Origin of the sequence: Streptomyces sp. NBC_00122 (assembly GCF_045160845.1) — a bacterium.
Classification (GTDB): Bacteria; Actinomycetota; Actinomycetes; order Streptomycetales; family Streptomycetaceae; genus Streptomyces.
Window position 1 is genome coordinate 6,066,129 of record NZ_CP108191.1, and the last position, 19,713, is coordinate 6,085,841.

The following is a 19,713-nucleotide window of genomic DNA, read 5'->3' on the forward strand; positions in this document are numbered from 1 at the left end:
AGTGTCACCGTCCCTTCTTCTTCCGGGAGCTGTCGGATGCCGAGGTGCCGGACGCCGCGGTGTCCGGCGGGTCGGCGGCGGCGGGCGCGGTGCGCCGGCCGCGGAACCAGAGCTTGCGGGGCGGGCCGGGCCGCCGGGCCTCGGCCCCGTCGGCGTAGTGGTCGGCGAGTGCGGCCTCGTGGGGCCGCACCGCCTGCTCCAGCCGTTTCAGGTCCGCCACGTGCCAGTGCCCTTCGGGATGGGCCCGGATGGCCTCGACGATCTCCTCCTGGGCATGGGAGAGCCGGGCCCCCGCGGGCAGGGTGGCGACGGTGGCGACATGACTGAGCAGGATGTCGTCGATCCGTTCGCCTCCCGTCACCCCCTGGCGCACGAGCGACAGGTACCGGTCCAGGTCGCGGTTGTTCAGCTCCGCGAGGCGGCCACGGAACCGGCTGACATCGGCGGGCAGGCGCAGCAGGGCCGGCACCAGGTAGAGACGCTTCAACGCCCGCGGCGCCGCCCACGGGCCGGTCTGCTGGATCTCGAACGCGGCGAAGAGTTCCGTGGCCTCGCGGGCGTCACGGAGAGCGTCCTCCAGGTCGAGGGTGATCCGTACGCGCTCCGCGGCGTCTGCCGGCAGCCAGGCGAAGCGGCGCGGATGGGAGAGCAGGCGGCACAGGTCGAGACAGTCCGTGAGCGCGTCCTCGTCCTCGATCCCCTGGCTCAGGGCGCGGTCGAACCACTCGCCGACCACCGTGTCCACCGGCTCCGAGACGGGCAGCCCCGCCGCGATACGGGCCGCCTCCTGGTGCGTCCAGGTGCGCGAGGGCTGCCGCCACAGGCCGCGCAGCAACTCCTCGTCGGGCGACGTGCGTCCGCGGATCGTCAGGATCTTGAACATGAGCGGGACCGTGTTCCAGGGATCGCGCTCGGCCCTCGCCCGCAGGTGGTGCTCCAGGAGCAGGGGCCGGCCCACCAGGTCGCCTTCGCGCAGGAGCTCGGCGGGGAACTGCGCGAAGAGCTGTTCCTGCCCCGCGCGGCGTTCCAGCGCCTCCTCCACCGCCGTGGCCAGCGAGGTCCTCATCACGGGCAGGACGTGGACGAGTTCGGCCACCTCGTGGCGGAACCCCGGCGCGGGCGCCGTGGTCCCCAGCAACGCGTGGGACAGGGTGAGCGTCTCGCCCGCCATGACCTCCGGCGGCACCGGGAGGCGGGTGCCGACGGCCCAGAGCAGCAGGCGCGTGCGCTCGCGCGCGGTCCGTACCTCCGTCTCCAGCAGCCGTTCCCACAGGGCGGCGGCCCGCTCGCGTGCCGCCGGATCGGTGATCGGTACGGGCTCGACGGCGTCCTCGGCGGCGGTCGTGTAGGCCCGCATGCGCAGCCCGTACAGCTTTCCCTCGATCTCCCGGTGGACCGCCGGGTCACCGCCGGCCTTCGCGGCCGCGCTCAGCGCGGTCAGCCGGGCGTCGTCCAGGCCCCGGTGCTCACGGTGGATGTCCGCGGCCACGGCCGCCCGGCGCGCCCCCAGATGGTCTGCCCCGGCCAGCCAGTCGATCACCGCGTGGACGTCGGGCGCGGCGAGCGCGATGCCGCCGGAGGCCGCCGCCGCGGCGACGGGGGCGTGCCAGTCGTCCGCAGTCTCCTCCCCGCCCTCGGCGTAATCCGCCGTCCAGGACCAGACGGGCCGGACGGAGCCGACACCGATCCTGGTGAGGAGCCGGACCAGTGCGGGGACGGGCACCTCGGGGAACACGCCCCGGGCGAAGTCGAACACGGTGTAGGCCGCTTCGTCGTCCGGCGCGAAGGTGAGCGGCGGCTCGGGCACGGTGCCGATCAGGTGCAGCCGGCTGCGGGCCGGACGCAGGACGTAGGTGGCGAAGGACAGGCCGCGGGAGAGCGAGGGCGGCAGCAGGTAGGAGACCGCGGCGAACCAGTGCGCGATCTGCTCGGTCGAATGGTCTACCACCACCACCGAGCCGTGCTCGGTGAGCGCGGCGAACACGGCGGCCAGCAGCTCCGGCAGCCGGGCCGCGTGGGGATGGCCGCGCAGGAACTCGCCCACGGCGCGGACACCGAGCGGCCCGGGAGCGGGTCCGGCCAGCGTCGGGATCTCCGTGCTCGGGGACACCGTGCGGGTCCACACCGGCGAGTTCCACAACTCGATCGGCAGCATTCCGCCCCCGGCCGCCGGGAAGTCCTCACTGTGCAGGGCGTGGGCGAAGTAGTTGCCGAAACGCCGGGCGGAGTCGCGGCCCACGTACCGCACGCACAGCGCGGTGGCGCTGCGCCCCGCCCGGTCGTAGGGCCGGTAGCAGAGGTTGACCGGGCAGCGCTCCAGCGACTCCGGCGTGTCCGACTCCACCAGCGAACGGGGCGGCTCGTACCCGGCCAGTGCCTCCACGGCCAGCCGGGTCTCCGCCGTGACGCCCGCGCTGACGGCATTGAACTGGAAGCCGGAGAACCCGCTGAGCCCGTGCTCGCAGGAGGTGTAGTAGAGCTGCTGGAATTGCTTCATCCCCGGCCCGCCTTCGGCACCGAACCGAATTCGCTCAGCAGCCACAGCAGAGGGTCGGCCACCCGGTAGGGCTGGATGCCGGTGGGGGCGACCCGGGCGTCGGGGGTGGGGTTGCGGCCCAGGGCGGAGACCCCGAAGTAGCGGTAGCGGGAGTAGTGGTTGTTCAGCAGTTGGTCGATCGGAACCCCGTCCCAGTCCTTGAGGAGCCGGCGCACCTCCTCGTGGACGCTGAGGCTGTCGCCGACGTCGAACCGGCCGCGCGAGGGCGCGTGGTCGCGCAGCGGGCTGCTGGGTTCGAGCAGGTGCCAGAAGGCGTCCATCTTCGAGAAGACCACGGCGACGGGGGTGTCGAGCAACCGGTCGGAGCGGCCGGAACGGGGCGCGAGGAGCAGGCTGGTGACCCGGGAGAGGACGTTGACGGGAGAGTCCAGGCCCTCGGTGCCCGGCAGCGGCGTACCGGGCAGCGCGTTGTCGCGGGCGCCCGGCATCTGCAGCGGATCGAGCAGCAGCACGATGCCGTCGGCGTTGGCCAGGTACCGGGTGTTGAGCTCCACGCTCTCCCGGGAGCTGAAGTCCTCACCGGCGGTGTCGAAGAACGACAGGACGGTGTGCTGCGGGCGTTCGCCGAGCAGGGTGCGCCGGCGCAGGCCGAACCGGAAGACCAGCGGGTCCACCCGGTTGAGGGTGGTGGAGGCGGTCTGGGTGCCGGGGAACATCTGGTTGTCGCGGTAGAGACGGTCCTCGTAGTCGGAGCTGTAGCGCCGCATCGTCGCGTCGTCCGTGCCCATCAGGGCGGCTCCGTACGCCTCGCCCACCCGGTTGCGCACCTCGTGGAGGAGCACGGTCATGTAGACGGTCTTGCCCGACGCCTTCGGGCCGACCATGGCGATCAGACGGTTCTCCACCATGCCGAACTGGACGGGCAGTTCGGAGTGGCAGACCGGGCAGATCCGGTAGGTGCTCTCACCGTCGCAGTCAGGGCAGACGGCCGTGGGCTTGCGGCCGTCCGCGGCGAAGTCCGGGCCGAGGTCGTGGCTGCGGCGCGGTCCCTTGCGCTGGTCGAGCACCTGGTCGCGACGGCGCGCGCACTGCTTTCCGGTCCGGCTCAGGCGGCTGTTGCAGCGGAAACGGATCTCCCGCGGGGTGAAGCCCTCGTAACAGTAGGGGCAGGTGAGACGTTTGGCCATCAGGTGACTCGCAGTCTGTGCAGCGCCGTCGGGCGGATGTCGATACCGGATTCGGCGCCCGCGTCGGCCGGGAAGCAGACCAGCCAGGACGGGCCGCGGGTGGCGGGCAGCGGGAACTCCACGGTCATGGGGGCGCCGGCAGACAGCCGCTGCGCGGGCACCTCGTGCAGGACGGTTCCCTCGGCGGTACTGGTGGGGCGGAAGCGGCCGAGGCTGTGGACGATGCGGACACCGGGCAGGTCGCAGCCCGTCTCCGAGGTGAAGGTGACCGAAGCGACCCGGCCCTTGAGACGCCGGCGCACGACCGGCTCGTACGCGACGACGGTGGGTTCGGCGGGGACGAGCAGTGAGGACGCGCCTTCGCAGCCCCCGTGGAGCTCCGGGACCAGCGCCTCCACGGTGAGGGTGACGGCTCCCCGGCCCACGGCCAGGTCGAACCCGCCGTCGTGCTCGTACACCCGGCGCCGGCACACGACGTCCCCGTCACCGGGGCCCGCAGCGGCGGTGCCCCCTTCCCGGCGCCAGCGGACCCGCGCGCTCAGGGCGCCCTCGGGCCACGCCCAGAGGACGAGGAGGTGGTCCCCGCGCCGGATGAACTGGAGCTGGTCGACCGGCACCGCGAACAGGACGCGCGGCTCGGTCGCAGACCCCGTCGGGGCCCCGGCCGTGGTGTCGTACGGGCTGCCGTGGCCGGGCGGGGCCGCGGCCCCGGGCCCCGGCGACGGTGGCTCCGCCGCCTCCGTGGGGGCCGCGGTGTGCGCGGCCCCGGGCTCCGGCGGACCGGCGTACGAGGGTTCGGCGGGGGGTGGACCGGCGTACGGGGCCTCCGGGCGGGGTGCTTCGGTGTACGGGGGCTCCGCGGGGGGTGCATCGGCGTACCCGGGTTCGGCGTGCGGCGCGTGCGGAGCCCCGGTGTGCGGCGGCTGGGCGTACGGCTGTCCGGCCTCTTCGGGCTCCACTGGTTCGAAGGCGCTCCGGAGTCCGCCCGGCCCGGCCTGCTCGGCCGTCTGCCCGGCGTCCTGGACGGCCGACGCGCCGCCCTGCCGTGACCCGGGCTCGGGGTCCTCCGTCCGGGAGCGCCCGGTGCGGGGCTCCGGGTCCGTCGCGGCGACGGCGGGCTCCGGGTCCGTCAGGCCGGCGGCGTCCCGGCCGAGGTACCCGGCTTCCGCGCGCGGGTGACCGGCGCCCGGTCTCGCGTACCCGGCTTCGGCCCGCACCGACTGCGCGGGGGATCCGCTGACGACGCGCAGAACGCCGAAGTCCCGCAGTGACAACAGCCCCAGCACGACGGCCAGTCCGGGGCGGTCGCAGCGCACCGAAAGGCCCCGCGCGGCCGGGAGGGCCTCGATCCCGGCCTGCAGCTCGGGCGCGGCGCCCATCCCGCCGGCGAGCAGTACGGTGTCCACGGCCGGTTCCGCGGTGGTCAGTTGCTCCGCGACGGCGGCGAGCACGCGCTCCCGCAGGGGCCCCACCGCCCGCTCGAAGGCGGTCCGTTCCAGGGTCAGCGGGTGGTGCTCGCCGACCGCGTCCTCCACGGACCCGGTGGCGACGTCCGAGCCGTCGAGCCCCTGTCGGAGCGTCCGCGCAGCCCCGAGCGGGTCCGCGCCCTCCGGCAGGCCCCCGTTCAGTTCCGCGGCGACCGCCGCGTCCCAGGCGTCGCCGCCGAGCGGCAGGCTGAGGGCGCGGACCACGTGCACGGTGAGGTCGGGGGCGATCGCCAGGACGCTCAGGTCCAGCGTCGTCGCCCCCTGGTCGCAGACGAGGACCGTGTGGTCCACGCCCTCCGCGATCGCCCCGTAGTGCAGCGCCGCGGCCACGGGCTCCGGTACGACGCGCGCGACGTCGAGTCCGGCGCGCTCCACCGCGTACCGCAGCTCGTCCTCGCGCCCGCCCGACACCGGGAGTCCGATGAGGGCCGCGCGGTCCGGCTCCACCGCGAAGGAGTCCTCCGCGGCCCGGGAGGAGCCGAGCAGCAGGGGCAGCGCGCGGACCGGGTCGAGCACCCCGTCCACGCCTGCCAGTTCGGTCGTGGTCACCTCGGGACGGCCGTCGGGGCCGACCCGCGCGACGCGCCCGTACCGGTGTCCGAGGTCGATGGCGATCATGCTCGTCCGCTCCCTTCGTCCGCGAACGACGCCGCGCCGTGGCCGCCCCGCCGCGCGCCGTCGGGGCTGACCTGCGCCGTACCGTCGGCCGCGATGCCGACCCGGATCCGGCTGCCCGGATCCGGTCGGTGCGCCAGCAGGTGGCTGACGACGGCCGAGCGCACCAGCTCCAGCTCGTTGCGGATCTGCCGTCCTCCGTACGCCTGGTGCTCGGGGTCCGACATCCGCTCCGTGATCCACGGGTGCAGGGTGTCCGGGTCGGCGATCAGCTCCACGCGGTGGCGTTCGCGGACCGACTCGGCGAGCTGGCGCAGCAGCCGGTCGGCGATGCTGACGACGTGCTCGTGGCGCAGCATGTCGAAGACGACCACGCCAGGCTTGAGCCGCCCGTAGATCTCGGGCCTGCCGATCTGGCGGAACTTGTCCTCCACCGCCCGGGTGAAGTGCGCTTCCAACTGTCCGTACGAGAGCTCGTCGCGCTCCTCCAACAGGCTCTGGACCTGCTCCGCGCCCGTGTTGGAGGTGAAGATGATCAGACACTGGGAGAAGTGCGCCGTCTGGCCGCGCCCGTCGGTGAGCCGGCCGTCCTCCAGGATCTGCAGGAACTTGTCCAGGACCTTGGGGTGGGCCTTCTCGATCTCGTCGAAGAGCAGCACGCTGAACGGCCGTTCCTGCACCCGACGGGTCAGCTCCCCGCCCTGTTCGTGGCCGATGAAGCCGGGCGGCGCACCGGCCAGCCGCTCGGCGGCGTGCTCCTGCTGGTACTCGCTCATGTCGAAGCGGGCGTAGGCGCTTTGGTCGCCGAACATCAACTCGGCCACTGCCTTGGCGAGTTCGGTCTTGCCCACACCGGTGGGTCCCACGAAGAAGAACGCGCCCCGGGGACGGGCGGTCCCCGAACTGCCGAAGTCGACGCCCACGAACGCGGACTGGAGGGCCGAGGCGACGGCGTTCACGGCCGTGGACTGGCCCACCACCCGGGTGCCGAGAGCCTTGGCGGCCCCCGCGACGGTTTCCCGGTCGAGCTGGGTCCACGGATCGACGCTCACGTTGAGCCGGTGCAGTTCCATCAGCCGGTCCGGCTTGCGCATGGGCGCGTTGCGCAGCCACGAGGTCCTGGCCAGGGAGTCGATGTCCCAGCCCGCCATGCCGTCGGTGGCGCCGACGAGGGCTTCGAGGTCGGCGCGGGAGGAGTCCTGCGCCCCGTTGAAGTAGCGCTGCAGCCAGCTGAGCCACAGACGGCGCTCGCTCGGGTCGGGCGGGCTGATGTGCAGGGCGGCGATCCTGGGGTCCTCCAGGTGGAACCAGCCGGGCAGCCGTCCGATGTCACCGACCGCGCACAGGACCGCGTTGCGCGCGTGCGGGGTCGGGCCGGAGACCGAGCGCGGGGTCACGGCCTCCGTCATCGCGGCGCGCAGCCGCAGATAGCCCAGGCGGGATTCGGCCTGGTCGGCCGGGAGGTGGTGGTCGACGTCCTCGAAGACGAAGGCGGTGGCCGCGTCCGGCGAGGCCGCGAGGCGGTGCACGGTGGCCACGACGTCCTCGAAGGCGCGTGGCCGGCCCGACTGCCGGGGCGCCAGCAGGCGCTCCCGGCCGCGGTCCCGCTCACCGCCGCGCCGGCTCCGTGCCGTGCCCGGCTCGCCGTCGGGTGCCCCGTCCGGGTTCCCGTGGCCCTCCGGCGGCCGGGTCCCCGCAGCGTCCGAGGGCGTGCCGGCAGCCCCGTCGGCCGTTCGCGGCTTCTCGGACGGCCGCCCCTCCCGCAGGCGGTCGAAGTTCTCCGCGTGGCCCGGCAGCGGGAAGGTCAGTCCGCCCACCGGGTCCCACCAGCCGACGGTCTCCGCGCCGCGTCGTTCCAGCTGGCGGGCGACCACCACGCGGAAGGAGGCGGGCCGGTCGGCGAACCACCAGCGGTCCCTGATCTGCCCGTTCATGATCACTTGGCGTCCGCGGCGCAGCTCCCAGTCCAGCGACACCGCCCACAGCGGCATCATGCCGTCCGCGGTGACCGGCTCCCCGTCGCCCGGGTGTCCGCTGTGGTGGTCCGCGGCCGGGGGGCGTCCCGCGGCGTCGGCGCCGTTCGCCCGCTTCGTCCAGTCGGCCGCGCTCACCGGGTCCACGTCCAGTCCTTCGCGGCGGCCGGCGGCTTGGGCGGCTGCCCCCCGGACCGCTTGCCCTGCCAGGTGAGTTCACCGGGGACGAAGCCGTTCCCGTCGACGATCGCCTCGTGCACCCGCTCCAGGAGGTCCTCGGTGCGGTCGCACGCCGCGCCGTCCGGATCCGGACGGAGAACGACGTCGGGCTCGCCGTCGACCTGGTAGAGGAGGATGGCGTCTTCGCCGTCCGTGCCGATCGTGGTCCGGTACGTCGCCCCGCTCGGGCGTTCGAAGCTCAGCAGCAGGCGCCCGTCCTGCTCCGCGCCGCCGGTGAAGGCGAAACCCTCACCGAGCATGGCGTCCTGCAGCGCCTGCGCGAGATCCATCCGACGCGTATAGGCCAACTGGAGTTCGTCCAGCCGTGCTTCGGCTCCGACGAGCAACTCCTCCAGCGCCGCGACCGCAGTCAGCGCGTCCGCCGCCGCACCGGTCGCGAGCGGCTCCGTGACGGTTGTCAGCGCCGCCTCGATCCGCTCCGCGAGCTCCGGATCGGCCAGCTCCAAGGCCTCGGCGGCCGCCTCCTGCACCGACTCCCGTACGACGCCGAGCCGGTCCGCCGCCTCGGCGAGCACCGCTGCGAACCGCTCCCGCTCGGCCTCCACCGCAGCCTGCCGGTCCGCCTCCCGTTCGGCGGCGACTTCCTCCGCCTGTCGTGCGGCCTCCCGCTCCCGCTCGGCCTGGCGCAGCTCCTCGGCGACCCGCTCCCCGGCAGTCGCGGCATGCCGGGCGAGCGCGTGTTCCACGGTGCCGAGCAACGCCTGGAAGCGCGTCTCCCCGCCCGGGCCGGTCGCGGCGCGCAGCTCGCCGAGCAGGTCGACGCAGTGCCGGTACCCCTGCTGGTCGTGCTCCCGGGCTTCCGGCCCGATCCGGGCGAGGCGTTCCTCCAGCCCGGCCAGGACGGCTCCGTGGCCGGCGCCCCGGCCGGGAGCCTCCCCCTCCCGGCCGAGCAGGACCACCCGGCCGCGCAGCTCCTCGATCGCCCCGCCGAGGTCCTCGGCGCGTCCGGCGCGGCCCCGCAGCAGGTCCAGCTGCTCCCGCAGGACCCGGACCTCGGAGTCCTGCGCGCGGACCCGGTCCAGCAGCTCTCCCACCTCGGCCAGCCGACGCGCGTCGGCGCCGGACTGCTCCTGGCGCGACCGGGCGGCATGCGCCTCCTGCCGTGCGGCACGGCGGGCGGCCAGCTCGGTCTCCCTGCGCTCGGCCTCAGCCCGGGCCCGTTCCCGGCGCGCTGCCGCCTCGCGGGCCCGCTGCGCGGCGCGCTCGGCCCGTTCCTTGGCCCGCTGCGCCTCCTGCCGCCTGCGTGCCGCCTCCCGGGTCCGGCGCCGTTGCGCCTCCAGCCGCGCGTAGGCCGGCGCGACCGTGACGGTGCTGTACTTCGGTGATCCGCTCATGCTTCTCTCCCTGCCTCGGCCCGCAGGACGAAGCCCCGTGCCGCGAGTCGTTCCTCGAACCCTTCCCGGAACCCCGGAGCCGGCGGCACCCCCGCCCAGGACAGCGACCCGTCGGCCTCGACGGACAGCTCCACGCCCGCGCTGGTGTCCGGCTCGGTCCCCACGTGCGCGTAGCGGTCGGTCAGGGCGACGATGCGCTGGTTGGACGAACCGCGCCAGCGCAGGCCGTGCCGCCGGGAGGCCACGTACGGGCCGTCGACCAGGAGGTCGAGGCGCTGCAGCAGCCCGCGCCGGTCCGGGCCGCCCCGGCGCAGGGCCTCGTACCGGAACCCGGAGTAGGCCATCGCACCGAAGTCGGGGCGCCGCGCCCGGACGGAGTCGAGCAGCGCGGCCAGCGCGGCCGCCTGGCTGAAGGGCTCCCCACCGGACAGCGTGACGCCCTCGATGTCCGGCAACCCGCACAGCCAGTCGGCGAGTTCGGCCACGGCGTGGTCGGTGCCGCCCTCGAAGGGCAGGGTCTCCGCCGCCACGCAGCCCCGGCAGCGCAGCGGGCAGCCCTGCACCCAGATCACGGCCCGGGTCCCCGGCCCCAGGACGGTACAGCGGTCGAGCCTCCTCGCCACCGAGAGCCGGGTCACCTCTGCCATACGGTGTTCTCCTTCATGCTCTTCGCGTCCTTCGCGTCCTTCGCGTACGGCGCCGCGCCGTCGGCGGGCGGCCCCGGCGCCTGGGCCGGATAGCCGTCCGCGCCGTGTTCGGCCAGGTCGCACCAGGGGCACCACGGCCGCTCCGCCGTGTGCACGTGCAGGGGGTTCCTCCGGCAGGTCCTCAGCCGCGCCGGCTCCGACTCCGCGGCCAGAGCCTCGGCCCAGGCCGACGCGGGGGGACGTACCCCGCCGAACGCGGCCCGGAAGAGCGCGGTGAGCCGGCGCGGGAGCAGGTCGACGGGCGGCGCGGACCGGGGCAGGACCACCGAGGTCCGGTCGAGCAGGCGGCACCGTCCGTGCAGGATGTTGTCGTCGTACGAGAGATAGTCGGCGTCGGCCGCGGGATGCCCGGCGAAGGGGTGGAGCCCGCACATCAGCAGCTCGTGGAGCAGGACGGCGAGCACGAAATCGTCGGCCGCCCGGTCCGGAGCCGTTCCGGCAGGCGCGCCGATCCGTTCGGGCGCCGTGTGGCCCGGGCTGCCCATCCGTCCGGCGAACACCTCGCCGCCGTCCGTGAACTGCCAGGAGTCGATGTCGGCGATCCCGACCCCGCCGTGCGCGTCGACCCAGAGGTTGTCCGGCTTCAGGTCGCCCACCACATAGCCCTCGGCGTGCAGGTCCGCGAGGAGACGGGCGAGCGAGAGGCCGGCGGCGAGCGCGGTGGCCCACGTCGCGCGGGGGAGGTGCGCCCGGCGGGCCTGCGGGGTCAGCAGCTGCGCGAACGGCTGGTGGGCGTGGCGCATGTCGGCCATCACGTAGCCGTCCACTCCGTCGGGGCCCGGCCCGCCGGCCCGGACCCCCACCATCGGCCAGGCCACCCGCGGGGTGGTCCCGGACAGCAGCCGGACGGCGCGCGGCTCGCGGCGCTGGCGCACCAGCCGGGCGATGCGGCGCCGGTAGGCGGCCGGGTCCGGCGGGGCGGGGACGAGTTTGGCCACCAGCGGGCGCGCGTGCTCCACCGCGTACACGACCCCTTCCGATCCGCTGCCGATCCGCTGCGTGAGGTGCCATGTGTGCCCGCTGACGGACACCACCGTGAGGGCCATCGTCACCTGCCGTCCGTCAGGGCGCAGAGCACGGTCAGGTCGTCACCGGTCCGGGCCGCCCCGGGCCCGGAGAGCAGGGCGCGCAGGGGTTCGGCGTCACCGCCGTTGGCGCGGAGCGTCGCGGCGAGCCCGCAGAAGAACCGCTCGGACGGCAACGGGCCCGCCTCGGGAGGGAGTTCGCGTACCGAGGGATGGTCGAGAGTCAGGGACGCGCAGCCGTCGGTGGCGAGCACGACCCCGCTGAGCCTCGGCTCCCACAGCACGAAGGACCGTAATCGCAGGGCTGCCCCGGGCGAGGAGAGGAAGACCGTCCCCGGCGCGCCGGGAACCGGCGGCGGCAGGACCAGGTGGCACCGCTCCCGCGCTCCGGCGGCCGGCCCGGCCCCGGCGGCCTCGTCCACGGCGGGCTCGCGGGTCAGCACCGTCCCGAAACAGTCGCCGACCGACACGAACGCCACCCAGGGCGGCCGTAAGACCGCCGCGGCCAGCGTGGAGGCCAGCGCGCCGGCCTCCACCGGACCCTCCGGTGCGGGCACCGCCGACAGCACGCCCTCGACCGCCCGCCGGTACTCCTCGACCACCCGCGCACCGGCCCCGGCGATCCACCCCGTCCACACCTCCGGGGCGTCCTCGGCTCCGGGGATGCCCTCGGCCAGGACCCGGCAGGCGGTGTCCACGGCGATGTGCGAGCCGAGGGCACTGCGCTCCCGGCCTCCGGCGCCGTCCGCGACGGCGAGCACGGCCGTCCCGCCCAGGCCGACCGCCTTGAAGGCGTCCTGGCATCCCTGCCCGCGAGCCAGGTGCGCGGTCCCCTGGACGGCGGCCCCCGCCACGATCACCGGAACTTCTCCTCGAGCAGTCGCATCCGGCGCTCCTGGTCCACGAGGTGGGCCGTCTGGACGTGGATCTCGTCCGCGGCCTGGACCGCCCCGATCCGGTCCGAGCTCTGGAACAGCAGATCGAGGATCTTCTCGAAGGGCAGGCCCTCCAGCATCAGAGCGCCTTTCGGCGCGAGGACCCGCAGGAGCTCCAGGTCGGCGCCGCGCACACCGATCGCCTGGAGCACGCACTCGCCCCTTTCCTCCCCGAGGCGCACCTTCCGTGCCGTACCGGCCAGCGCGGCGGCGTCCATCGGCTCCCCGTTCACGTCGCTCGGCGCGCCGTCCGTCAGCACCCACAGGAACGGCCTGCGCACCTGTACCTGCCGTGCCTGCAACGCCCGGTGGCGTGCCCGGGCCAGGTCGAGGGCCGACTCGACGGCCTCCGACATCCGGGTCAGTCCGGACGCCTCCAGCCGGGGCGGGTGCATCCGGTCCACCGGTACGAAGATCCGGTCCGGGTCGGCCTCCTCGACCGGCACCAGCCGCTCCCGGCCCGGGTCGAAGACCCGCACCCGCGAGTCGAAGGTGATCAGGCAGACCTCCACCCGCGCACGCAGCCTCGGCTCCGCCCGTACCCCTGCGAACCAGCCGGCCAGGGCCTCGTTCAGCTCGTCGATCCGCGGGTTCCCGGCCGGGCGTCCCATGGACTGCGAGGTGTCGAGGAGCAGTACGACGGGCTGCCGTTCGTCACAGCCCTCCGCCAGTCCGAAGCCGTACTCACTCATTTCCCGACGCCCCGCCCTCGTCAGTCCGGGCCGCGGCGCGCGCGAGGAGAAGGTGCCGCGCGGCGTCGTAACGCACGACGACCTCCGAACCCGGCGCCATCCCGGGGGAGTCCGGGAGCATGCGCAGCAGCACACCCTCGACCAGGACGTACGCGTCGGGATCCGGCCAGGTGATGACCCGGCCCGGTGCCCCGTGACCCCACTGCTCCATCCCACCGCTCATGCGCCCACGCTAGGTGACGCGACATCAACTTTTCGCGTGTCAGCAGAGATTGGCCACACGAAGATCCCTCCCGTGCTCCTGTGCGCCGCCCGGTGCGCTCTCGCGCGCTCCGGACACCCTTCCATTGCACAGGGTCAGCCGGTCGGCCTCCGGTTGTGCGCCGGTCGGATTCCGGCCGCGACGCGCTCCACCACCGCCGCCGCCTCGGGCGTGCGCACCACGAAGTGGATGTCCCATCGCGCCCCGCGCGCCAGCTCCGCCTCCACGGCCGCCCACACGGCGGCCAGGCTGACCTGGTAGGGCAGGCCGCCGCGGCCCGATCCGAGCAGCGGGAAGCACACCGAGCGCAGCGGCGGCGAGTGGCGGTGATGCTCCTCGGACAACAATGCCAGCGCCCGGGACACCGCCCGGGTGACGTCGGCCGGCAGCACGTCGTAGTCGTTGGTCCCGGCCCGGGGGACGGCGATCGCCGCGTGGTAGATGCGCCGTATGCCCTGTGCGGTCAGGGCCCCGGCACCGGTGGCCGCCACGGTGCCGGGCCGCACCGCCCGCCCCGACGTGCCGTGCCGCTCGGCCCACCGGTGCAACTCCGCCGGCAGCGGGTCCGCCAGGACCTCCCCGGTGACCCCGTGCACGGCCGTCGCCCGCCGTAACGAAGCGGCGATGGACGACTTGAACGCCTCGGGCAGCGCGAAGTAGACGTTGGACGGGGAGACGATCACGTCCACGTCACGCAGCAGGTCCACGGGGTGCACGTGCACGGTGAGGCCGACCGGCCGGCCGGCGGTACGGACCTCCACGGTCCGATGGGTGCCCAGGCCGCCCCCGTCCACCGCGGCCGTACCGGCGTCCGCCGCCAGCCGCACGATGTGCTCGGCGACCTGGCCGAGCACCATCACCTCCTGTTCCTTGCGGAACCGTTCGACGCTCACCCCGTAGAGCGAGGCCGCCCTGGCGCGGCGGGAGGACGCCGGCCAGTCCCGGGTCCCCTGGGCCAGGCCCAGGGTGTACTCGGCGGCGCTGCGCAGCGTCCCCGCGTCCAGGCGCGCGACCGCGCACCGCAACAACACCTCGATGGGGGCGCCCGACGGCCGGGCGGAGGGTGCGGTGGCCGCCTGTGCCGCCGCCTCCAGGGCGGGCAGCGCACGTCCCCTCAGCCGGACCAGTCCCGCGCGCCTGACCTCCTTCAACTCGGCGAGAAGTGCTGTGTAATCAGATGGAGGTAATGCCATGGGCCCACGATGGCATCACCCTTCACAGGTGGACAAGCCAAGGCCGCCCGCTCGTCGGCATCACCACGTCACGGGTTTCGACACCTCCGCCCGCAGCGGATCGAGCAGCCTGTTCACTTCCTCGACGCCCTCCGGGGAGCCGAGGTCCGCGATGCCCCGTCCCGGCAGCACCTCCAGGGCGTTGCAGTGGCAGTCGTCGAAGCGGTCGTGGAAGAGCACCATGGCGTGCTTGGGGCGGTTCCGGCGGGACTGCCAGACCAGCCCCATGGCGTCGGGCGCCTGCGCCCGGATCTCGCTCGTCCACCGCCGTGCCATCGGATAACTCCGCTCGTCGTCCAGGAGGTTGGCGGTCTGATGGACGGCGGCCAGGTCCTTCTCGTCGATCAGTGAGACCAAGGTCAGCTCGCGTGTCGTGCGCAGCACGCTCAGAGTCCGTTCGTGGACGTTGGCGTACAGGACCTCCCTCCTGTTGTCCTTCCAGGGCGCCGAGCGCAGCACGCTCTCCGCGACGGCGGTCAAGGCGCTGTCGGCCACGTACAGGCTCCGGTACGGGTCCAGCACCGTGCCCTCGAAGCGGCCGCCGCTGAGGTGGAGGTCCGCGAGCGTCGGGTTGAACTGGGTCGGCCTGTACTTGGACTTGTGTACCCGGTACAGCTCCGTGCCGGCCGGGATCACCTCACGGTTGGGGTCCAGTACGTCCTTGATCATGGGAAAGAACTTGATCACGGGCAGGAGGTTGCTCATCACTCTCCCTCCACGAGTGCGGTGGCCGCACCGACGAGTTCGTGGTCGGGCAGCCGTCCCAGGAGCGATGCGGGGGTCCCGCCCAGCCAGGTGTTTCCGCCGAGCCACCAGGACGCGGCGCCCCGGGGATCGATGTCCGCCAGGAGCAGCCGGTTGACTTCGAGGACGACCTCGTGCGGGGTGCCGCCGCCCGTGGGGAACTGGAACTGCGGGTAGCGGTCGCCGTTCGGTGGGTCCGGCAGTCTGATCAGTTCGGGCGGTGGCGCCCCACCGCAGCGGGCCGTCGCCTCGGCCGCCGAGAGCGCCGGCTCCCGCAGCAGCAGGTCGGGCGCGCGGTCGTCGCCGACCCCCACGGCGGGAGTCGCGGCGGGAGTGGGCCCGGCGGGTGCCGGGTCCGGGGCCGCCATCAGGCTGATCAGCGCGAGCGCCTCCGTCACGGCCGCCGGCCCGGGGGGCGCGGCCACCAGCCGTACGCCGTCCAGCGCGGCGCGTACCGGATGCTCGAACGGCAGCGGCCGCAGCGCCAGCCTGACGCCCTGGAGTGCCCTGCGCACCGCCATGGTGTCGTCGGGTGGCGCTTCGGCGAGCGCGGTCAGCCGGGTGAGCAGCAGCGCTTGCTGCTCGTCGTCGAGCGCCGCGCGGATGGACTCCCTGTGCTCGCCGATCAGGGCGAGCAGCGGCTCCGCGGATGGTCCGCGGCCCTCCTCGTTCATGCTGTCCCTTCTGCTGTGTTCGTCGCGCCCGGACCTGGATGCCCCTGATGGATGAAGGCGCCCCAGAGCGCGGTCCGTTCCAGTCCCGGGCGTCCCATCTCCCTGAGCAGGTCGCCCTGGAGGGAGCCGGGGTTCTCGCGGTGGGGGTCGAGCATCCACAGTTGCGCGGCCCGCAAGGCGTCCACGGGGCTGAGCCCGTCGACGACCAGGTGGTGGTGGAACACCGCCATGAGCAGCGCCGAGCCACTGTCCTGGGCCAGCCACCGCGATCCCACGACGTCCCGCGCTCCGGCGGCGGCGAACGCCGTGGTCAGGGTCAGCGCCTCGTCGTGGTCACCTTTGCTCAGATCCGTCTGGCACGCGCTCAGGACGACCAACGGCCCGTCGGACACGTCCTGTCGCCCTTCCCGGTCGAGCAGTTCGGTCACGGTCAGGTGCGCCGGCGTGCACCCCTCGTCGGCCGCGAGGTCCAGGGCCGAGACCGTGGGGCGGATGCCCGCCGACCCGTGCGAGACCACGTGCAGCAGGGACGTGCCGTCGGCGAGGAACCCCAGGACCGCCTCGGGCGTGCCGGGCGGCAGCTCCTCACCGTAGAGCGCCCCGTACACCCGGGCGTGCGGGTAGAAGGCGTCCCGCAGGGCGGCGACCTCCGTATCGGCGAACCCCAGGCTCATCGTCGGGTCGGCGACCAGGACCGGGGCGGCAGCCGGGTCCCGCGGCGCCCGTCCCGCCGTCCGCAGGAACTGGCCGCCGGACGCCGCGTAGCTGATGACCGCCAGCTGACAGAGCCGCTCGTGGGCCGCCCCGGCCGGGAGCCGCGCCGCGTGCCACGGCACGATCCCCAGGCGCCCGCACGGCACCAGTACGACGCGGAGCGGCCCGTTCTCCTCCCCGCGTCCCTCGCCGTCCGCCGCCAGGCGTTCCTCGATGCCGCCGAGGACCGGGCCGAGCGCCTGGAACGCCCAGTCGCACAACTCCTCCAGGGCCCCTTCCCACACCCGTGCCAGGGCGGCGTCGTTCGGGTCGCGGTCCCGGGCCGCCGCCGCTTCCACGTACCGTGCCAGCGGGCCGTCCTCGTCGTCGACGAGCTGGGGCAGGGCGCCCCCGCCGGCCCCCAGCCGCGGCCCCACCGCGATCACCAGGCCCGGGCCCGCCTCGTCACCGGCCAGAAGGTAGAGGAGTACGTCCGCACCCGCGTCGGCGAGCCCGTCCGCGAGCTCGCTCAGCGTGGGCGTGCTCAGCAGGCCGCCGTCCCGGCGGTAGCCGAGGGCGTCCAGGGCCTGGCGGCGCAGGGTGCTCGGCAGCGCACCGGGAACCTCCCCCGCGTCACCCGGACCGCCGCCCTCGTCCGCGGCGCCCCCGGCACCCCGCGCGGCGCCGTCGGCCGTCCGCCAGGCCCCGGCGAGGTCCCGGCGCCCGGCGGCTTCCAGGAGTTCGGGCACGGTGGAGGAGGTGGAGGCCGCCTGCAGGACCAGTGCCCGGCCCAGCTCCAGCGAGGCCACGGCCTCGTGCAGCCTGCCGTACGAGGCGGCCATGCGGGCCGCCCGTACGCCCCACCTGGCTCCGGTGCGGGCGGACAGCAGGCCGTGCTCGGCGCCCGCCTGGAGGAGGACGTTGGCCGCGAGGGCCGTCAGCGCCTCCTCGGCGGCTTCGAGCGCGCCGTCGTCCGCCGGGTCGGAGGTGCCCTTCCCGAGCCGGCCGCGCAGGTAGTAGGCCTCGGCCAGGTGCCACAGCGCGTTGGCGGCGATCCGCGGCGCCCTGCCCTCCCGGACGCCCTCCCGCAGGCGTTCGAGTTCGCCGATCAGCATGTCGAGCACGGCCGGGTCGCGGTCGACGCCGAAGCGCAGGTGCAGGGAGAGCGCGGAGGTGTGCAGGTCTTCCATGGAGGCGTCCGGGGGCGGTGGAACATGGGCGCCCATCGGGGGCGCCGGCTCCCCGGCGAGGACGGCACGGACCACGTCGAGGTCCTCCGTCCGGGGGGCGGCCAGTTCGTCGGGGAACGGCAGTCCGCTCTCCTTGGCGCGGTTCCTCGACCGCTCGAAGTGGGACAGGGCCCGCAGCAGCGTCTCGCTGTCCCGGGTCGCGATGCCGAGCGAGCTGTGAGCCGCGGCGAGCGTACCGTCGACCGCGAACCGGAGCGGATCGCTCTCGGGGACGGCCAGCGCCAGGGCCTCCGCCTCCGCCACGAGCGCGTGGAGCGCCGGGATGTCCTCCGCTTCACGCGCCTCCATCGCCCGGGAACCGATGTCCGTCGCACGGACCAGGACGGCAGGGTCACCCGTCCCCTTGGGCAGCGAGTCGGAGATCGCCTCCAGGTGGCCGAGGACCGTGTCCAGGTGGGCGCGGCCGGCCGCCTGATCCTGGCGGGTGCCGCCCACGGCCGGACTGATGTTGAGCAGGAGTGCCCTCAGGCCCTCCAGGGCGACCGTCTGGTCCGGGCCCGGCAGGGGCAGGTCCTGTGCCGAACGCAGCTTGTCGAGAAGGCCGTTGAGCGCCTGGGGGTCGCCGCTGCGCAGGAGGGGTCCCAGCCCCTCGGTGGCCGCGTTGACGGCGTCCAGGGCGCGGAGCGTGTTCCGGAAGTCGTCGAGGGTGAGCGTCGGCCCCGGCCCCGGCCCCGGCTCGGGCTCCGGGGCCGGTCCGGGCGGCGTCGCCCCGTCCTGCGCCCCGCCTCCGGCGGAGCCCCCGGCACCCGCGAACGCCCGGTCCATCATCTGCCGCAATTGGTCCGCGTACGGCGAACCGGCGGGCATCATGCCCGCCATCATTTCGGAGAGCCCTTGCAGGGAAGGGGCCGAGAGGACCTCCTGGACCCGGAGCACCGGATCCAGCACCTCGGCGGGCAGGGGGAGTCGTGCCACGTCGTCCATCAGCTCGCGCGTCTCCGTCGCCGCGGGCAGCATTCCGGCGAGGCCCGTACGGGAGAGCCGGTCGAGATAGCCGGAGAGGTCGGGCGCGGCCCCGAAGGTCCCCTCCTGGGGCTGGACCGGCGAGACGTGGCTGAGCAGGAACAGCGCCGCCCATCGCCGTTCCTCCTCGGTCACCACCGCCCCCAGCGCCGTCGTGCGGTTCCGGGTGTCCCGCAGCAGCGCCTCGGCCCGGTCCCGGTCCGCGGCCGTACCGCCCCCGTTCGCGTGCCGCAGGGTCAGGGCACCCCCGAGCCATACGCTCACCGAGCCGCGCAGTTCCTCGTCGTGGTCCAGCAGCCCAGCGAGCCGGTCGAGTTCGGCGACCGACGCCTCGCAGGCGCGAAGTGACGGCGGACCGGTCCCCCGCAGGCCGGGGAGCAGCCCCTTGACCCGCTCCACGGCGTCCGAGACCCAGACGCGCAGGCCCTCGACGCCACCGCTCTCCTCCCCGCTCACCGGCACTCCGCCTCTCCGGGGCCGCGTACGGCCCCCACGCGCCCCCAACAGCGTCCGGATCCCCCACTATGCACATCCGCGGTGGGCGAGGCGGCGAGTTCCCGGCTTCTCCCCGTCAACGACCGGAGTCCGACCTGGAGGCACCCAGATCGGCCCGCATCTCTCGCCGCATCTCGCGCAGTCGGGCCCACAGCGACACGATGGCCGCTTGTGCGGCGGCCGGTGAGTCGCCCGGCCGTCGCGCGCCGTCGTCCAGCCGTCGGACCATGCCGTAGACCGCCCCGAGACCGTGACTGACGGCGGCCGCGTGGTCGAGCACCCGCTCCGGCAGTCGAATCTGCGCCTCCGCGTACACCTCCCGGTGGTGGTCGCGCGCACCGGTGAGCCGTTGCCGTGCGTGAGGAACTTCGGCGTCGTGCCCCAGTGCGTGCAGCTGATCGGTGAGCGCGGCCAGATAGTGCCGGCTCGAGGTGTTGAGCGCCACGTAGCACGCCCACAGTTCCTGGGCCGAGGTGCGCTGGTCCCACAACTCCTCGGCCCGCTCCTGCTCACGCTGCCGACTGCGATCAGCCGCCCGCTGGGTCAGCAGCGCGGACATCAGTGTGCCGACGACGCCCGCGACCGCTGTCAGCTGAGCGGTCACCACACCGATGTCCACGCGGCCCCCCCTCGTTCCCCGCACGACAAGCGAAGCAGCGGAGGGCGCGCCGGGTGAAGGCCCGGCCCGGACTTCGCCCGGTGTTTGCC

The 19,713-nt window shown here is 74.3% G+C and carries 15 protein-coding genes; all 15 read right to left on the reverse strand.

The genetic code is table 11. The features are described 5' to 3' along the window. Positions 1-4 precede the first annotated feature (4 nt). The 15 genes from OG737_RS27765 to OG737_RS27835 all read right to left on the reverse strand — a co-directional run bounded on the left by OG737_RS27765 (position 5) and on the right by OG737_RS27835 (position 19,624). Positions 5-2,497, reverse strand: coding sequence for a GTPase-associated protein 1-related protein (locus tag OG737_RS27765; RefSeq protein WP_405677371.1), 2,493 nt, complete (start codon positions 2,495-2,497; stop codon positions 5-7). After that, positions 2,494-3,684 carry a TRAFAC clade GTPase domain-containing protein gene (locus OG737_RS27770; protein WP_328928948.1) on the reverse strand — a complete coding sequence of 397 codons (1,191 nt, stop codon included), beginning with the start codon at positions 3,682-3,684 and terminating at the stop codon, positions 2,494-2,496. The genes OG737_RS27765 and OG737_RS27770 overlap by 4 nt, the downstream gene beginning before the upstream one ends. Next, complete coding sequence (locus tag OG737_RS27775; protein ID WP_328928949.1) at positions 3,684-5,789, reverse strand: Hsp70 family protein; 2,106 nt, start codon at positions 5,787-5,789, stop codon at positions 3,684-3,686. Before OG737_RS27775 ends, OG737_RS27770 begins: the two co-directional genes overlap by 1 nt. Then, positions 5,786-7,906, reverse strand: a complete 2,121-nt coding sequence (locus OG737_RS27780; RefSeq protein ID WP_405677368.1) for an AAA family ATPase — start codon at positions 7,904-7,906, stop codon at positions 5,786-5,788. The genes OG737_RS27775 and OG737_RS27780 overlap by 4 nt, the downstream gene beginning before the upstream one ends. Then, complete coding sequence (locus tag OG737_RS27785; protein ID WP_328928951.1) at positions 7,894-9,333, reverse strand: hypothetical protein; 1,440 nt, start codon at positions 9,331-9,333, stop codon at positions 7,894-7,896. Before OG737_RS27785 ends, OG737_RS27780 begins: the two co-directional genes overlap by 13 nt. Beyond that, positions 9,330-9,980: a 4Fe-4S single cluster domain-containing protein gene (locus OG737_RS27790; protein ID WP_328928952.1), complete on the reverse strand. Its 651-nt coding sequence runs from the start codon at positions 9,978-9,980 to the stop codon at positions 9,330-9,332. The genes OG737_RS27785 and OG737_RS27790 overlap by 4 nt, the downstream gene beginning before the upstream one ends. After that, positions 9,968-11,086: a protein kinase domain-containing protein gene (locus tag OG737_RS27795; protein ID WP_405681312.1), complete on the reverse strand. Its 1,119-nt coding sequence runs from the start codon at positions 11,084-11,086 to the stop codon at positions 9,968-9,970. The genes OG737_RS27790 and OG737_RS27795 overlap by 13 nt, the downstream gene beginning before the upstream one ends. A 2-nt stretch (positions 11,087-11,088) precedes the next feature. Then, on the reverse strand, positions 11,089-11,925 hold the full coding sequence (locus tag OG737_RS27800; protein WP_328928953.1) for a protein phosphatase 2C domain-containing protein: 837 nt from the start codon (positions 11,923-11,925) through the stop codon (positions 11,089-11,091). After that, positions 11,922-12,692, reverse strand: a complete 771-nt coding sequence (locus tag OG737_RS27805; protein WP_405677365.1) for a vWA domain-containing protein — start codon at positions 12,690-12,692, stop codon at positions 11,922-11,924. The genes OG737_RS27800 and OG737_RS27805 overlap by 4 nt, the downstream gene beginning before the upstream one ends. Continuing rightward, the gene (locus OG737_RS27810) at positions 12,685-12,915 is read right to left on the reverse strand and encodes a hypothetical protein (protein ID WP_405677363.1); all 231 of its coding nucleotides are present in this window, start codon (positions 12,913-12,915) and stop codon (positions 12,685-12,687) included. Before OG737_RS27810 ends, OG737_RS27805 begins: the two co-directional genes overlap by 8 nt. A gap of 134 nt (positions 12,916-13,049) precedes the next feature. Further along, positions 13,050-14,147 (reverse strand): macro domain-containing protein, encoded by a 1,098-nt coding sequence (locus OG737_RS27815; RefSeq protein ID WP_405677361.1) that lies wholly within the window; start codon positions 14,145-14,147, stop codon positions 13,050-13,052. Positions 14,148-14,207: 60 nt separating this feature from the next. Further along, the gene (locus OG737_RS27820) at positions 14,208-14,891 is read right to left on the reverse strand and encodes an RES family NAD+ phosphorylase (RefSeq protein ID WP_328928957.1); all 684 of its coding nucleotides are present in this window, start codon (positions 14,889-14,891) and stop codon (positions 14,208-14,210) included. Beyond that, a complete protein-coding gene (locus OG737_RS27825) occupies positions 14,891-15,604 on the reverse strand; it encodes a hypothetical protein (RefSeq protein WP_405922115.1) in 714 nt (237 codons plus the stop codon). The genes OG737_RS27820 and OG737_RS27825 overlap by 1 nt, the downstream gene beginning before the upstream one ends. Next, positions 15,601-18,966, reverse strand: a complete 3,366-nt coding sequence (locus OG737_RS27830) for a CHAT domain-containing protein (RefSeq protein ID WP_405922116.1) — start codon at positions 18,964-18,966, stop codon at positions 15,601-15,603. Before OG737_RS27830 ends, OG737_RS27825 begins: the two co-directional genes overlap by 4 nt. Before the next feature lie 115 nt (positions 18,967-19,081). After that, complete coding sequence (locus OG737_RS27835; protein ID WP_328928960.1) at positions 19,082-19,624, reverse strand: hypothetical protein; 543 nt, start codon at positions 19,622-19,624, stop codon at positions 19,082-19,084. Positions 19,625-19,713: the final 89 nt, after the last annotated feature.

What these genes read in the sequence shown, in the direction of transcription:
- OG737_RS27810 (WP_405677363.1), bottom strand. Translation starts at nt 12,915, where the DNA reads ATGAGCGGTGGGATGGAGCAGTGGGGTCACGGGGCACCGGGCCGGGTC.
- OG737_RS27765 (WP_405677371.1), bottom strand. Translation starts at nt 2,497, where the DNA reads ATGAAGCAATTCCAGCAGCTCTACTACACCTCCTGCGAGCACGGGCTC.
- OG737_RS27805 (WP_405677365.1), bottom strand. Translation starts at nt 12,692, where the DNA reads ATGAGTGAGTACGGCTTCGGACTGGCGGAGGGCTGTGACGAACGGCAG.
- OG737_RS27785 (WP_328928951.1), bottom strand. Translation starts at nt 9,333, where the DNA reads ATGAGCGGATCACCGAAGTACAGCACCGTCACGGTCGCGCCGGCCTAC.
- OG737_RS27795 (WP_405681312.1), bottom strand. Translation starts at nt 11,086, where the DNA reads ATGGCCCTCACGGTGGTGTCCGTCAGCGGGCACACATGGCACCTCACG.
- OG737_RS27790 (WP_328928952.1), bottom strand. Translation starts at nt 9,980, where the DNA reads ATGGCAGAGGTGACCCGGCTCTCGGTGGCGAGGAGGCTCGACCGCTGT.
- OG737_RS27820 (WP_328928957.1), bottom strand. Translation starts at nt 14,891, where the DNA reads ATGAGCAACCTCCTGCCCGTGATCAAGTTCTTTCCCATGATCAAGGAC.
- OG737_RS27815 (WP_405677361.1), bottom strand. Translation starts at nt 14,147, where the DNA reads ATGGCATTACCTCCATCTGATTACACAGCACTTCTCGCCGAGTTGAAG.
- OG737_RS27775 (WP_328928949.1), bottom strand. Translation starts at nt 5,789, where the DNA reads ATGATCGCCATCGACCTCGGACACCGGTACGGGCGCGTCGCGCGGGTC.
- OG737_RS27770 (WP_328928948.1), bottom strand. Translation starts at nt 3,684, where the DNA reads ATGGCCAAACGTCTCACCTGCCCCTACTGTTACGAGGGCTTCACCCCG.
- OG737_RS27825 (WP_405922115.1), bottom strand. Translation starts at nt 15,604, where the DNA reads ATGAACGAGGAGGGCCGCGGACCATCCGCGGAGCCGCTGCTCGCCCTG.